This window comes from Pseudomonas sp. Pmew2 (assembly GCF_058129885.1).
Map to the genome: position 1 here is coordinate 2,338,812 of NZ_CM176702.1, position 14,633 is coordinate 2,353,444.

General features: G+C 61.8%; 9 protein-coding genes. 1 reads left to right on the plus strand and 8 read right to left on the minus strand.

The features are described 5' to 3' along the window. Nucleotides 1-123: 123 nt before the first annotated feature. The 5 genes from AC4ANK_RS10605 to pvdM all read right to left on the minus strand — a co-directional run bounded on the left by AC4ANK_RS10605 (nucleotide 124) and on the right by pvdM (nucleotide 7,997). Nucleotides 124-2,355 (minus strand): TonB-dependent siderophore receptor, encoded by a 2,232-nt coding sequence (locus tag AC4ANK_RS10605; protein ID WP_460382992.1) that lies wholly within the window; start codon nucleotides 2,353-2,355, stop codon nucleotides 124-126. 307 nt (nucleotides 2,356-2,662) lie between these two features. After that, nucleotides 2,663-4,339, minus strand: a complete 1,677-nt coding sequence (locus AC4ANK_RS10610) for a cyclic peptide export ABC transporter (RefSeq protein ID WP_002552935.1) — start codon at nucleotides 4,337-4,339, stop codon at nucleotides 2,663-2,665. A 69-nt stretch (nucleotides 4,340-4,408) separates the two neighbouring features. After that, nucleotides 4,409-5,275, minus strand: coding sequence for a dihydropyoverdine dehydrogenase (gene pvdO, locus AC4ANK_RS10615; protein WP_002552936.1), 867 nt, complete (start codon nucleotides 5,273-5,275; stop codon nucleotides 4,409-4,411). A gap of 48 nt (nucleotides 5,276-5,323) precedes the next feature. Then, a complete protein-coding gene (pvdN, locus tag AC4ANK_RS10620; RefSeq protein ID WP_031594917.1) occupies nucleotides 5,324-6,604 on the minus strand; it encodes a pyoverdine-tailoring periplasmic protein PvdN in 1,281 nt (426 codons plus the stop codon). After that, complete coding sequence (gene pvdM, locus AC4ANK_RS10625; protein ID WP_002552938.1) at nucleotides 6,597-7,997, minus strand: pyoverdine-tailoring dipeptidase-like protein PvdM; 1,401 nt, start codon at nucleotides 7,995-7,997, stop codon at nucleotides 6,597-6,599. Before pvdM ends, pvdN begins: the two co-directional genes overlap by 8 nt. Nucleotides 7,998-8,180: 183 nt before the next feature. Between pvdM and pvdP the strand changes: the two genes are divergently transcribed. Next, nucleotides 8,181-9,815 carry a pyoverdine maturation tyrosinase PvdP gene (gene pvdP, locus AC4ANK_RS10630; RefSeq protein WP_460382989.1) on the plus strand — a complete coding sequence of 545 codons (1,635 nt, stop codon included), beginning with the start codon at nucleotides 8,181-8,183 and terminating at the stop codon, nucleotides 9,813-9,815. 178 nt (nucleotides 9,816-9,993) lie between these two features. Here the strand turns inward: pvdP and AC4ANK_RS10635 are convergent, their stop codons facing one another. The 3 genes from AC4ANK_RS10635 to AC4ANK_RS10645 are packed head-to-tail and all read right to left on the minus strand — an operon-like array spanning nucleotide 9,994 to nucleotide 14,533. After that, on the minus strand, nucleotides 9,994-11,382 hold the full coding sequence (locus AC4ANK_RS10635) for an efflux transporter outer membrane subunit (protein WP_002552940.1): 1,389 nt from the start codon (nucleotides 11,380-11,382) through the stop codon (nucleotides 9,994-9,996). A gap of 7 nt (nucleotides 11,383-11,389) precedes the next feature. Next, on the minus strand, nucleotides 11,390-13,360 hold the full coding sequence (locus AC4ANK_RS10640) for a MacB family efflux pump subunit (RefSeq protein WP_002552941.1): 1,971 nt from the start codon (nucleotides 13,358-13,360) through the stop codon (nucleotides 11,390-11,392). Further along, entirely contained in the window at nucleotides 13,361-14,533 is a 1,173-nt protein-coding gene (locus AC4ANK_RS10645; RefSeq protein ID WP_002552942.1) for an efflux RND transporter periplasmic adaptor subunit, read from the minus strand. Between the last annotated feature and the right edge of the window lie 100 nt (nucleotides 14,534-14,633).

Here is a 14,633-nt window from a genome sequence, read left to right on the forward strand (position 1 = left end):
TCGCGAAGACGGTCGTTCAGACAATGCATTTTCGGAGAACATACTGACTTCTTCGCGAACAAACGAAGCGTCGCCCGGCTCGCTCCCACGGCCTTCGGCCAGAATCAAAAGCCTGGACTCAGATCAGAAATCCCCCCGCAAGGTCAGGACATAGCTGCGCGGTTCGCCGTAGACGTTGGAGCGGTCGGTGGCGATCGAGGTGCTGTAGTACTTGCGGTCGAAGAGGTTTTCGGCGTTGAGCGACACCTTCCAGTTCTCGTCCAGTTTCCAAGAGGCTCGCGCATCCCAGATGGCCTTGCCAGAAACGCCCAGCTGTTTGTTGGACGGCACTTCATAGCCCGAATCTGCCGACACGCCGGTGCCCAGGGTCAGGCGGTTCCATGCGCCCGGCAGGTTGTAGCTGGTGTTGAGGCGCAGCATGTGTTTCGGTGTTTCGTAGGCTACATCTGCATCGCCATTGTTACGCAGCATGTTGAAGGTATAGCCGCCGAACACTTGCAGGCCTGGCAACACTTCACCGCTGGCTTCGACGTCGACACCCTTGCTGCGGCTGATGCCGTCCTGCAGGTAGCAGGAGCCGTCGGAGCTGGTCGGGCAGGTCTGAGTAGTGTTCACGTCCAGCGCGGCGACATCTTTCTGTTTGATGTAGAACAGCGCCATCGACAGGTTCATGCGCTTGTCGAACAGTTCACCCTTGAAGCCAGTTTCGTAGTTGGGACCGATGGCCGGGTCCAGCGGCGAGCCGCCTGCGGTTACGTAGTTGGCTTGTGGCGTGAAGATGTCGGCATAGCTGGCGTACCACGACCAGTTGTCGTTGATGTCGTAGATCAGGCCGGCGAACGGGGTGAATTCCTGAGTCTGCTTGGATTCGTAACTGTTGGCTGCGCCGGTTTTGACGTCGTACTTGTAGTCATACCAGCTCAGGCGGCTGCCCAGAACCACGCTCAACGGCTCGCTCAGGTGAATACGCGTGTTGGCGTACAGGCCTGCGCGTTCTTCGGTGGTGTCGATGTCGGTGGTCCAGGCCGGACGGACCGGTTTGGCGAAAGCGCTCTGGTCGACATCAAAGACGTTGACTGCGGTGCGTCTCGTCACGGTCGCCTGATGCGTGTTGGCGTCCTGCTTTGACCAGTCAGCCCCCAGGGTTACCTGATGCTCAAGGCCGAACGCGTTGAAGTTACCTTCAAGTTGACTGTTCAGACCGACGCTGTCGACCTCGTCCTTGCGAAACAGTGTGCCCTGAAAATTGGAGCCCGCCAGCGTCGTTGGGTTTACTGCGCCTCGTGCGTAGGCAATGTTCTGATCAAAACCGCCCTGCGAGTAAGTAAGCGACGTGCGGCTGGTCCAGTCCTCATTGAAGCGATGCGCGACTTCGGTAAAGACCTCGGTCATGTCGCTTTCAAGACGGTTCCACTTCTGCGCCAGATTGGTCGAGCGCGACAGGTTCAGCGACTGGCCGTTGCTGTAGCGCGGCAGGCCGTAGATCGAGTAGCCATTGATGACCTGTTCCTGGCGACGCAGGCTCATGGTCAGCGTGGTGTCATCGCTCAGGTCGGCTTCGACGATGCCGTACAGCAGCGGGGTGCGGCTGTCGCGCCCATCCAGGTACGAACCGCTGTCATCGTAAGCCGCGACCATGCGCCCGCGCAGCGTACCCGAATCGTTGAGCTTGCCGCTGCCATCCAGATCGACGCGGTACTGATCCCACGAACCTGCGCGAGTGGTGATCGAAAATTTGTTGTCGGCGGTCGGGCGTTTGCGCACCAGATTGACCGCGCCACCGGGCTGACCGGCACCTACCAGCAGGCCAGACGCGCCGCGCAATACTTCCACACGGTCATAGATGGCCATGTCCGGCTGCATCCAGCCGGTGATCTGATAGCCCTGGCCGCCAATGCCGTCGACCAGAAAGCTCTCCGCCAGCAGCGAGAAGCCGCGCGAGGTATACACGTGACCGCCGAAGTTACGGTACTGGAAGGTGATCCCCGGAGTGTCTTCCAGAACCTTGCTCAGGCTGTTGAGGTTGTTGTCATCCATGACTTGCCGAGTCACCACGCTTACAGACTGCGGTGTTTCACGCAGCGACTGTGGCGCGCCCTTGCCGATACTTACCGCGCCGGTGGTGTAAGAGCCAGTGCCGTCAGTGGCGGTGCCCAGGTACTGCGAGTCGATCGCGGTCGGGGCCAGGTCGACCGTGCCCGTGGTGGTCGAACCGTCTGCGGCGGTTTCCTGTGCCTGGCTGGCCACCGGCATACAGAGCGCAAGGCCCATGGCCGCCATGGATGGCCGGGAGCGGAACATCTGACTGAGCATCAACGCTTTGCTGAGCGGGGTAAGTCGTGACGGGTTGTGCATGAATTGGCTCTTTCCAGTGGGTATCGGCAAGGAGATTGAGAGCGTTGTTCAGGTCTGCGCAGTCGGGTTCAGCCGTCGACGGGGCAGGCGTGAGCAACTTTTTTATAAGGCGCTGCGTGGGAGATGGCTGTGCACGCAATTCGCTGTTAATGAGAACGAAAGCGAATAACGTTTATTTAATGAATTTTTCACAATTCCGGAAAAAAGATGGCGCTTGGCTATCTGGCTGGGGCCGGTATGGCTTCGCCGGGTAACAAAAAGCCCCGCTCGCGGACTGGCCGGGCGGGGCTTTCGAGGCGTGGATGAATCAGGCCGGAATGGTTTTTTCGTAAGTGTCGTTCTGCACCTGCTCGACCTGAATCTGCCCGGTCTGCATGCGCACCAGTTGGTCGGCGATGTAGAAATAGCGGTCGTCATGGGAGATGACGATGATGGTCTTGCCTTGCTGCTTCAGCTCCGGCAGCAGTTCGGTGTAGAACACGCGCCGGAACGCCGGGTCCTGATCGGCAGCCCACTCGTCGAAGACCAGCACCTGACGCTCGTCCAGCCACGCGTTGATCAGTGCCAGACGCTTGCGCTGACCGGTCGACAGGTCGGTGGTGGTGAAGGCACCGTCCTTTATGCTGACCTTGTGCGCGATGTCCAGCCGCTCCAGGTATTTGCCGGCGTCTTGCGGCAGCGCGGCCTGCCCCTGCAACGGCTCATCAAACAGGTAGTAATCGGCAAAGATCGTAGTGAATAACTGGCGGTAGTCATCCAGGTTTTCCGGGGTGACGGTCTGCCCATTGAGGCGGATTTCGCCCTGTTGCGGCGTGTACAGACCCAGCAGCAGCTTGATCAACGTGGTCTTGCCACAGCCGTTTTCGCCGACGATGAACACGATATCGCCCTGTTTGATGCTCAAATCGACCGGGCCGAGATGAAAGGCGTCGCTGCCCTCGACCGGAGGGTAGTCATAGCGCAGGTTGTGCAGTTCCAGGGTTTGCATATTGGCCAGCGAATTGGGGCGGTCGCTGACCAGCAAGTGGGGTTCGGGGTTGGAAAACTTCCACGACAGTTCGGCGATACGGCGCATGGCGATCTGCGCGCGGCTGATGCCGGGCAGGGCTGTGATCAGGCGTTCCAGCGGGCCTTTCATGTACAGCATCACCAGCACGAAGCCGCCCAGCACGGTTTTTTCAGTGGTCGGCCACATGGCCTGGAAGGCGATGGCGATGCCGATCACGGCAAAGAACAGCATCGAACCGAAGGTTTCCGCGCTGACGAAAATATTGGCGGCGCGAATGTTCGAGCGGCAGATGTGCTCGGTGGCACCGTGAATCTTCTCGTCGAGCATGTGCTGGCGACGCTTGCGCTGAATGCGCAGCTCCTTGGCACCCGCAGACAGCGCCTGATAGTGCTTCTGCAATTCGTCTTCGCTGTTGCGCGCCGCCAGAATGCTACGCATGCCGTACGCATGGGCCAGGTACTGCGCGCCGGTGCCGAGCACCACGGTGAGCACGGTCAGCGCCAGAATCTGCCAGGACAGCAGTGCCAGATAGGTCAGGCAGCCCAGGGTGACGGTGAACGAGATGACCATCGGTGCGACCGACAGGGCGAAGGTGCTGATGGTGTTGACGTCGTTGAGCAGCACCGGAATCAGACGGTGCGAGCGATAACGCTCCAGTTGCTCGATGGGTGCCACCAGCACCTTGGCAGCCAGCTCACGGCGCAGGTTGGCGACCACGCGCTGGCCAACGTAGTTGGTCGACAGGTTGGACAGTGTCGAGCAGGCCAGGGTCAGCACACACAACCCGGCGAACAGCAGCGCGGTCTGCGTGTCCGGGCCGCCGGGCATGTTCATCGCATTGTTGATGGTGGCCAGCAGGCCGGTGACGCTCAGACCGCTGACAATACCCAGCACGGTCGACAGCGCCACCAGCCACCAGAAGGGCTTGAGGATTCTCAGGGTTTCCCGGGCGAGGCTTTCAGTTTTGCGGGTCATGGTGTGTCTCGTCAGTGTCCGTGAGTGCGGCCCGCGTCTGTCGCAGGCCGCAGGCGCGCATGAAGTCCGTTACAGGTCGCGGGCGACCCGGAAACCCAGCCAGTCGCCGCGTACATCCGGCTGACGGCTGTTGCGGTTGCCGGAGCGGGAGAAGATCGGCGCTTCAGTCCAGTCATTGCCGCGAATCATTTTCCAGGTGCAATCGCCGGCCAGCCACGCGCTGCCGTCAGTGGGTGCGCCGTTGTAGTTGCTGGTCTCGCAATCGGCGGTCCATTCGTAGATATTGCCGTGGGCGTCGTAAATGCCGAAATCGTTGGGGCTGTAGCTGCCAGCGGGTGCGGTGTAGCTGAAGCCGTCTTCCGGGCCGTAGGTGTTGGCGTGTTTGGCGATGCTGTAAGGCTTGCCTTCGTACATCGGGAACGGGAAAGAGCCCTTGCTGTCGCCACGTGCCGCGTATTCGCGCTGCGCTTCGCTGACCATGTGATAGGACTTGCCGGTCTTCTTCGACAGCCATTCGACATAGGCCTTGGCTTCGTTCCAGTCCATGCACACGGCGGGCTGGCGCGCCGTCAGCGGGTAGCGTGGCTTGCCGGCCTTGCACTCGCGGCCTGGACGGGTATCGCCATCCGGCATCTTGTAGCCGGAGCTCTTGATATAGGCATTCCACTCGCCGCTCAGCACCTGAAAACGGCTGATGGCGAACGGTTTGGCGAAGGTCACGTCGTGCAGCGGGCCTTCGTCCGGCTGGCGACCCAATTCCTCTTCGGGCGCACCCATGGTGAAAGTGCCCGCAGGCAGCACGACCATTTCCGGGCAATCCTTGCAGTCCTTGAACACTTTTCCGGGCGCGGGCACCGCCGCAGGCGTGGCGGCGAGGGTGGTGCCGCAGAGCAACAGGCCGAGCAAAGCGGAAAGGGGCAGCAGTGTTTTTTTCATGACGGGTCTCGATAGAAAACGGAAAACAGTGGATTCAGTGCGTGCACGTCAGTTGCGCTGGCTGAGCAGTGCCATGAATCGATCGATTTCGGCCTCGCTGTTCAGCAATCCCGGCGCGGTGCGCACCACCGGGCCGACATCGCGGCTCACGGCGTCCACGACCATGCGTTGTTTCATCAGCCAGGCGGCCACCTCGTCACTTTCCTGGCCCTTGAGCCGGAAGAAACTGAAACCCGCCGACAGTGCTGGGTCCATCGGTGTCACCAGTTCGACGTTGGGCTGCGCCTTGAGGCGCTGCTTGAGGTAGCTGTTAAGCTCGTGAATGCGCGCCTGCACGTCGGCTTTGCCCAGTTGCAGGTGCAGCTTGAACGCCTCGTTCAGTGCCCAGCGGTGTTCGAACGAGTGATAGCCGCCGGGCGTCATGATCGTGCTGAAACCGGTGGCTTCCGAGAACGTCGGGATCAGTGGGGTGAGGTCTTTGACCTGCTCCGAGCGGGCGCAGACAATGCCTGTACCGCGCGGGCCGAACATCCACTTGTGAGTGCCGGCGACATAGAAGTCGCACTTCATGTCCGGGAAATCCAGGTTCTCGACGCCAAACCCGTGTACGCCGTCGACCACATACAGAATGCGGTCTTTGTCGTCACGGTTGCGGTTGTGTTCCTCGACCAGATCGCCGATGGCCCCGATAGGCAATTTCACACCACTGCCGGACTGCACCCAGGTCATGCCCAGCACTCGCGTCTTCGGTTGAATACTGCGCGCAATGGAGCCGATGATTTCGTCCGCCGACACGGTCGCCGGGTCTTTGAACAGGCGAATCTTGCGCACCTGTGTGCCTTCGCGCTGCTGGCGGAATTTGAGGATGTCGCGGGTGCAGGAATGCTCGTGCTCGGTGGTCAGGATCTCCTGATCCGGGCGCACATGCAGACCGCCGTAGATGATCGCCAGCCCTTCGGTGGTGCTGCCGGTGAGGGCGATCTGGCCAGGCTGGGCATTCAGGTACTTGCCCGCCCAGACGCGAACTTCATGTTCGCGGCGCTCGGTTTCCCCCAGGTCCCAGTCCATCGCCAGTCCGGGGTTGCGGTCGATGCGCGCGCGATGCTGTTCGATGGCCTCGCGAACCGGAGTGGGGTGCGAGGTGACCAGAAAGTTGGAAAGGTGGACGTAATCCGGGTCCTGATTGAACAGCTGTTTCAAGCGCACCCATTTGTCTGTGGATGTCGGTACAGGTGCGGACGCCATTGCCGTTGACGCAAGGCCAGAGCCCAGTGGTAATGCTGCGGCCAGCACTCCGGCCTGTTTGAGGAAGGTTCTGCGGTCAGTCATGAGCGGTTGCGCCTGATGTTCGGCTAGCGGCATTCGAGAGGTTGGTTTGTTTCGCATCCGGACGCGCCGAAGCCTGCACCTGCTCCCAGACGCGCAGGAAATTGCCGCCCCAGAGCTTGGTGATATCCGCTTCGGCGTAACCGCGCTCGATCAGCTCGGCGGTCACGTTGCGAATCTCGCTGACATCGTTGAAGCCTTTTACGCCGCCGCCATCATTGAAATCAGAGCTGATGCCGACATGGTCGATACCGATCTTTCTGACCGTGTAATCGATGGCGTCGACGAAATCCTTGACCGTGGCCTTGGGCTCTTCTTCAAGGATCGCGTACAGCTTGCTGGCGTAGGCACCGAAGCGCTGTTCCGGCCAGACCGTGATAATCGCGTCGCCGGGCATCAGTGCCATGGCCAGGTTGGGCAGTGGCGGCAGGTCGAAGTCCTTGCGCAGGGCGTTGAGCTTGTCCTGAGTCTTCTGGGTCAGCGGCTTCAAGTAAGCCGGGAACGCCACGATCTGCACCACGCCGCCACTGCGCTTGATAAGCTGCATTTCCTCGTCGCTGAGGTTGCGCGGGATGTCCACCAGCGCACGCGGGGCCGAGTGCGAGGCGACCATTGGCGTACGGCTCAACTGGCTGACCTGCTCCAGTGCCTTGCTCGACATTTGCGAGACATCAATGATCACGCCCAGGTCGTTGAGGCGCTGCACTGCCTGCTTGCCGATTTCCGACAGGCCGCCCAGCGCGTCGGGCGTGTCGTTTAGAAAGGGCAGGGGGCGTGAAGAGTCGGCCCAGCTGTTATTACCGACGTAACTGAAGCCGAACATGCGCATGCCGCGCGCTGTCCAGTGGTCCAGCAGGCTCAGGTCATTGCCCAGCGGGTAGGCGTTGAGCATGCTGATAAAAATCGCAAACTTGCCCTCGCCGTGCAGGCGGCGCATGTCGTCGGGGGTATAGGCGATGCCGACCTGATTGGGGAAATCCCGAACCATGCCGGTGATGATCTTGTAGCGCACTTCCTGCTGGTGGCGCGCTTCGTCGACAAAGCCGGGTGTCGGGCGATGCGGGGCATTGTCGCCGTTCCAGATTTCCGGCCAGCCGAATACCGTCAGTGCTGCGCCGGACAAGCGCCCGCGTGCGGTTTTCACCAGATCGAACTGGCCCGAACCGTCCTTGTCGGCTTCATTGCCCTCGCTGCCGAATTTCATCGGCACGGTGATGTGGCTGTCGAAGGAAATGATCCGCTCTTGCAGGTCGTCGGCCTGCTTCATGACCTTGACCGGGTAACCGGCAGGCGACCAGTAATTCCAGGCCAGAAAACCCGCGCCTGCACTGATGGCCAGGGCCAGGGCCAGCGGCAGGCCGATGAAGAGAGCCTTTTTCCAACGCGGTCTTGTCATTTCCGTCTCGTTCAGATTAACCGTTGCGCAGCCTGCAAGGGCTGTTGCTATCTGGTGGAGAACGAGCGGATGGGCGAAAAATTTAGCGCCGTATCCTGGATTCAGACGCTGAGCTAAATTTGTCTGCCGGGTTTACGTTCTAGCTTGGATAACGGCTGTCTCGGTGCTGGAACAGGTAGGGTAATGACGATTTCTCGACGAGGGTTCATAGCAGGGCTGGCGCTGACCGGCGCGGCAGTTCCGGCTGCCTATTATGCGCATCGGGAATTCACCCGTGTCGAGGAACCCGTGACACCGGGCGAGGCCACGGCCGGGCCCGCAGATACGTCTACCCAGCGCCTGGCCGACAAGCTGCGCGGGGTATGGACGCTGCGTTTCGAAGGGCGTGATGCCGGGCTGGCCGATGCGCCGCTTGAAGGTCTGGAAATGTTTCTCGACATTGCCCCGCGCGGTCGCGGCCTGCGCGGTTATATCGATACGCCGGAGCAATTGCGCAGCGACGCACAGCCACGCTTCCGGGTGATTGGCGACCTGCAACCGGCCAACGCGGCAAAGCTGTATCTGCGGGTCATGGATGGCCATGCTGGCAATGATCCGCACAGCGACACTCCGGATTACGAATTCAGCCTGACCCTTGATGAAGTCTGGGGCGCGTTCGGCAATGCGGGCAGCGGCACGTTGAGCGGACGTATCGAGCGTCTGGACCGGCCGTTGGCCCTGCCGGAGCTGGAAAACCGCCTGATTGCCATCAAGCAGGTGTTCCCTGAGGCGCGCGAGCGGGTCGGCCTGAGTCCGCCGTTTCTGGCCTGGCTGGTTTCCAAGGAGCATCGCTTGTTTCACCAGCTGTGGCATGCCTCTCGGGACAAATGGCACAAGCTGCCCGAAGACAAGCGCAACGCCCTGCGTGGTATCGGCTGGCAGCCGGGGCCGCGCGAGAAAGAGCGTGATGCGCGTGGCCCGCACAAGGACCGCAACGGTTCGGGCGAAGACTTCTTTTACATGCACCGGCACATGCTGATTCAGGCGCGCAAGATTCAGGACCTGCCGTCGTGGCCGCGGTTTCCGTTGCCTCAGCCTGCGCTGGAGCGTGACCGGTTGGGTTTCGCACGTTATTTCGATAATCACGACGGTTGTTCGCTGCCGCCCAACTGGCTGGCCCAGGGCGATGAGGAATACACGCAACTGGTCAGCGATATCAAAAGCCAAGAGACGTTTCACACGCACTTTCAGGTCTGGGAGTCGCAGTACCGCGACCCGCGCTTTCTGTCGAAGCTGACGTTGGGGCAGTTTGGTTCGCAGGTTGAGCTGGAACTGCACGACTGGTTGCACATGCGTTGGGCCTCCGTCGCTCGCGACCCCGCCAACGGCCAGCCGGTGCCCATGGCGCGTCGTTCGGACGACTTCGCCGAGCGCTGGTTCGAGCCGGAAAACGACTTTCTCGCCGATCCGTTTTCATCGCATGTGAACCCGGTGTTCTGGATGTTTCACGGCTGGATCGACGACCGCATCGACGACTGGTTCCGCGCCCACGAGCGCTTTCATCCGGGTGAAGTGAAGCGCCTGGAAGTCAATGGCGTGCCGTGGTTCGCGGCGGGCCGCTGGGTTGAAGTCAGCGACCCGTGGCTGGGGCCGGAAACCCACGGCTGCAGCACCGTGCCCGGGCAGGCGGCAGGCACGACCATGGAAATGGACCCGGAAGTCATGAAGCTTGCGCTGCGTATTACCTTTGCGGCGGATGACAAATTGAGCAACCTGCTACGCCGCGTGCCGCGCAGGCCTTGGTATGCAAGGAATCTGTTGCCGGAGAGGTGGTTCTAACGGACGGCAGTGGAGGTTATCGTTCCCAGCGCCCCTGCTTGGGAGTGCAGTTCGCGACGCCCTGCTGCGCAAAGAGGACGCGGAGCGTCCCGAACGGCATGCGACGCAGAGCGTCGCACGATAATTGAGTTATCTGCGCAGACCAACGCAGAGCGTCGCACGATAGTGGATCGTGCGCTCAGCGCACCTGCCAGCCGCCGCCCAGTGCCTTGTACAGCGCGATGCTCGCCTGAAGGCGTGCCAGCCGTAACTGCACGCTCACGTCCTGTGCCTGGTACAGCGTGCGTTGGGTTTCCAGTACCGTCAGTAAGTCCTCGGCGCCTTCTTCATAGCGGCTCTGGGCGATGTTGAAGGCGGTTTGCGCCTGTTTGAGTTCTTCTTCGTGCCAGTAGCGTTGCTGGTCCAGGCCTTGAATGCTGTTCAGGGCTTTTTCGACGTCGGCGAAGCTGTTGATGATCGCTCCGCGATAGGTTTCCAGCAGCTCTTCCTGACGAGCTGTGGCCCTGTCGCGCTCGGCAGCCAGACGGCCATTATTGAAGATCGGCCCGACCAGACCGGCAGCCAGGCTGCTGAACGGTGCGCGCAGCCAGTCTTCGGCGCGGGTGGCTTCGGTGCCGAGCCTGGCGCTCAGGGTCAGCTTTGGCAGCATGGCAGCGCGCGCCACCGTGACATTGGCTTGCGCCGCGGCCAGTTCAGCTTCGGCTTTGGCCAGATCCGGGCGGCGGGTCAGCAGTTCGCTGGGCAGACCGGGGCCGATGTCCGGCCAGTTCAGGGTGGCGAATGCCTGATCACCGAGGTTCAGATTCTGTACCGGCTGGCCGAGCAACGCTGCCAGGCTGATCAACTGCTCGTTGGCCAGTTGCTGAACGCGTGGCAGTTCGCGCTGCTGGGTCGCGACCAGGTTTTTCTGCTGCGCCAGTTCCAGTGCAGTGGCCGAACCCGAGTCGTAACGGGTCTGCACCAGCCTCAAAACGCTTTGCGCGTTGGCCAGGTTCAGCTCGGCAATCCGGCCTTGCTCGCGCGCCGCGAGGGTTTGCGCATAGCGGTCAGCGACGTTGCCGAGCAGGGTCAGTTCCACTGTCGCCTGATCGAATTCGCTGGCCCGCAGGCTTTGTAGCGCACTGTCGCGTCCGGCGGCGATACCGCCCCAGAAATCCACTTCATAGCTGGCGGTCAGGTCGCTGGTGAAGTTGTTGGTGTTGTTGTCGTCGGAAGGGTTGGCCTTGCGGTCGCTGTTGCGCACGAACTTGTTGCGTTCGCCGCGCAGGTCAAAGGCCAGCTCCGGGAGCAAAGGTGCACCGCCAATGATGGCGCTGGCCTGCGCCTGACGCACACGCGCCATTGCTGCAGCGACTTCGTGGCTGTCGCGACTGGCCTGTTCGATCAGGCGATTCAATTGCGGGCTGCCGAACTGCTGCCACCAGCGGGCGTCGCTGCGCTGGGCGGCAGCGATCTGGGCAAACGCCCAGCGTGCAGGTGGCTGAATGCCGCTGTCCAGGCGCGGAGCCGGGGTATTGCAGGCGGTCAGTAACAGGCAGACGGTCAAAAGGGAAAGGCTCGGCTTCATTGATTGTTCATTCACTGGTAAGGGCCGCAACCGGGTCGAGCCGGGCAGCTTTGCGGGCAGGCATGAAGCCGAAGATCACGCCGGTGACCAGTGCGCAGGCAAACGCTCCGGCCACTGCCGGCACGGTGAACGCAACCGCCACCTTGCTCAGCAACAAGGCTGCGCCCATGCCCAGCGCCAGCACGACACCGGCCAGCCCGCCGACCACGGAAAGCATCACCGCTTCGGTGAGGAACTGCCGCAGGATGTCGCTCTGCCGCGCGCCGGTGGCCATACGGATGCCGATTTCACGGGTGCGCTCACGCACGGTCATGAGCATGATGTTCATCACGCCGATGCCGCCGACCAGCAACGAGATCGCCGCAATCGAGCCGAGCATCAGCGACAGGGTGTTCTGGGTGCGTGCTTCAGCCTGGATCATCGCGGCGTTGTTGGTCAGCTCGTAATCCTGCTTGCCGTTATGCAGGCGTTGCAGCAGGTTGCGTATTGCTTCTTCGGCGTGTTTGACGTTGTTGGCATCGCGTGTAGCGATGGTGATGTACTCGGGGTCCTGCGAGCCAAACAGACGGATGCTGGCCGCCGAGTAGGGAATGGCGATGCGGTTGTCGCTGTCCAGGTCACCGGAAGTGGCGCCTTTTTCTTCAAGCACGCCGACCACCTGAAACGGCACGTTTTCGATCAGGATGTACTGGCCAATAGGGTCGGTATGCTCGCCGAACAGTTTCTGGCGAACTTTGTAACCAATCACTGCCACGGCGGCAGCACTTTGCTCATCCGCTTCGCTGAAATAACTGCCTTCCACTACCGGCCAGTTGAAGATCGCCGGAAAGTGCGTGTCGTTGCCGCCGACATAACTGGAATGATCGACGTTGCCGTAGCGCACGCCGGCCTGTCCGCCGTTGACCGGCATGATCATTTTTACCTCGGGCAGCTCGCCCAGCGCCGCGACCTCTTCAAGCGTGATGATGCCCTTGGGCGCACGCGGGTTGGGGGCCTTGCCGTTGAGGTAAATGATGTTGGAGCCGAACGAGGACATCTGTGCCATGACCTGGCGCTTGCTGCCTTCACCGACCGCCAGCATGACCACCACGGATGCAACGCCGATGACGATACCCAGCAGCGTCAGCGCGGTACGAAAGCGGTTGATCCACATCACCCGCCACGCGGCCTGAACCGCGTCGAGCAGTTCGCCTTTCCACGCCCCGCGACTGCCGCTGCCTTCACTCAGACGCTTGCGCAGGTCGACGGCCTGTAGCGCAGCGGGGTTGGCTGAACGTGGCGCAGACAGATCGCATGCGGTGTCGCTGACCACCAGGCCGTCGCTGATCTCGATGACCCGTTTGGCGCGGGCTGCGACTTCCCGGTCATGGGTGATCAGGATCACCACATGGCCCTGGCTGGCCAGTTCGTCCAGCAGCGCCATGACCTCGGCACCGCTGTGGCTGTCCAGCGCACCTGTGGGTTCGTCGGCGAGGATGATATGCCCGCCATTCATCAAGGCGCGGGCAATGGAGACCCGTTGCTGCTGACCGCCAGACAGCTGGTGTGGCCGGTTGCCGGTGCGCGACCCCAGGCCCAGCCGGTCGAGCAGTGCGGCAGCCCGGGCGTGGCGCTCTGCGGCGGGTGTGCCAGCGTAGATGGCCGGCATTTCAACGTTTTCCTGTGCCGAGCCGGAAGGGATCAGGTGGTAGCCCTGAAACACAAAACCGAATGCCTCGCGGCGCAGCCAGGCGAGTTCGTCGCTGCCCAGCTCGGCGACGTTTTCCCCGGCGAACAGGTATTCCCCCGAGGTCGGGCGATCGAGGCAGCCGAGGATGTTCATCAGTGTCGACTTGCCGGAACCGGAGGCGCCGACAATCGCTACGAATTCCCCGGCATGGATCGATAAATCGATGCCACGCAGAACGTTGACCAGCGGGCTGTCGCCACCGCCGTAGGATTTGCGGATGGCGCGCAGGTCGATCAGCGGCGTTTGCATTCAGCCCCCGCTGCCGACAGAAGCCGGCACCAGCAGGCGATCACCTTCATTCAGGCCGTCGAGCACCTGCACGCGCAGGCGGTCGCTGATGCCGGTGCGTACCTGACGGTTTTGCACTTCGCCATTGGCGGACAGCACCTGCGCGATCTGCACATCGGCCTGAGGACCGTTCTGCAAGGCTGCGAGCGGGGCGGTCAGGGTGTTCTGCGCGCTGCCGGCGACGAAGAATATCTGTGTGGTCATTTCTGCCATCAGTGCCTGGTCGCTGTTATCAACGTCCAGCAGCACGGTGTACAGCACAACCCGACCGCCGCCGCTCTTGCGCGCACTGCTCGGACTGCCGCCGCCCTGATTGGCTTGATCAAGCGGTCTGGGCGGCACCGGCAGGATTTGCCGCACCGTGCTGCTCCAGCGTCGATTGCCACCGCTGAGAGTGGTGAAGTAGGCCGTCATGCCGGGTTTGACATGGCCAATATCAGCCTCCGAGACTTCGGCCCAGACGGTCATGGGCGACAAGCGGGCGATGCGCAGAATCAGCGGCGTCTGCTGTTGCGCGTTCAGGGTCTGACCTTCTCGTGCATCCAGTGCGACCACCGTGCCGCTCATGGGAGCGTAGATGCGCGTGTAGCCCAGCGCCGCCTCGTCACTGCGCAGCGCCGCCTGAGCTTCCAGGATCTGTGCCTTGAACATGTCGACCCGTGCCTGGGTGGCACGAAATTCCGATTCCGCAGCCTGCACGTCTTCGGCACGCGTGGCACCGCCCGCCGCAAGGCGTTTCTGACGTTGTTGCTTCTGTTCGGCCAGCTCGTGCAGCGCCCGCTGTTCCTGAAGCTGGGCCTTGAGGTTTTCGATCGCGTAACGCGCGGCGTCCAGCCTGGCTTTTTGTGTCGACGGATCGATTTCGACCAGCAAGTCGCCTTCCTTGACCTGATCGCCGACTTGCGCGTGGATTTTCATGATCTGCCCGGTGGCCTGCGAGCCAACGTCCACATAGCTGCGCGGCTGCAAGGTGCCCAGTGCGGTCACGCTGTTTTCGATGTTGCTGCGGGTCACCGTCACGGTCGCTGCATGACCTTTGCTGTCGGGCATGATCTGCCAGGCACACACGGCGATGACCGGGAACAGGCACAGCGCCACGAGAAGGGCGCGTCGAGGAGGGCGAGAGCGTTTCATGCAGGTTCCTGGGGTGGGGAAAATCAACCGATCGACGGACGCCGGCTGCAGAGCGGGCCTTTATATAGAACTGCCCTTTAAACGAGGGATGAGGACGGGA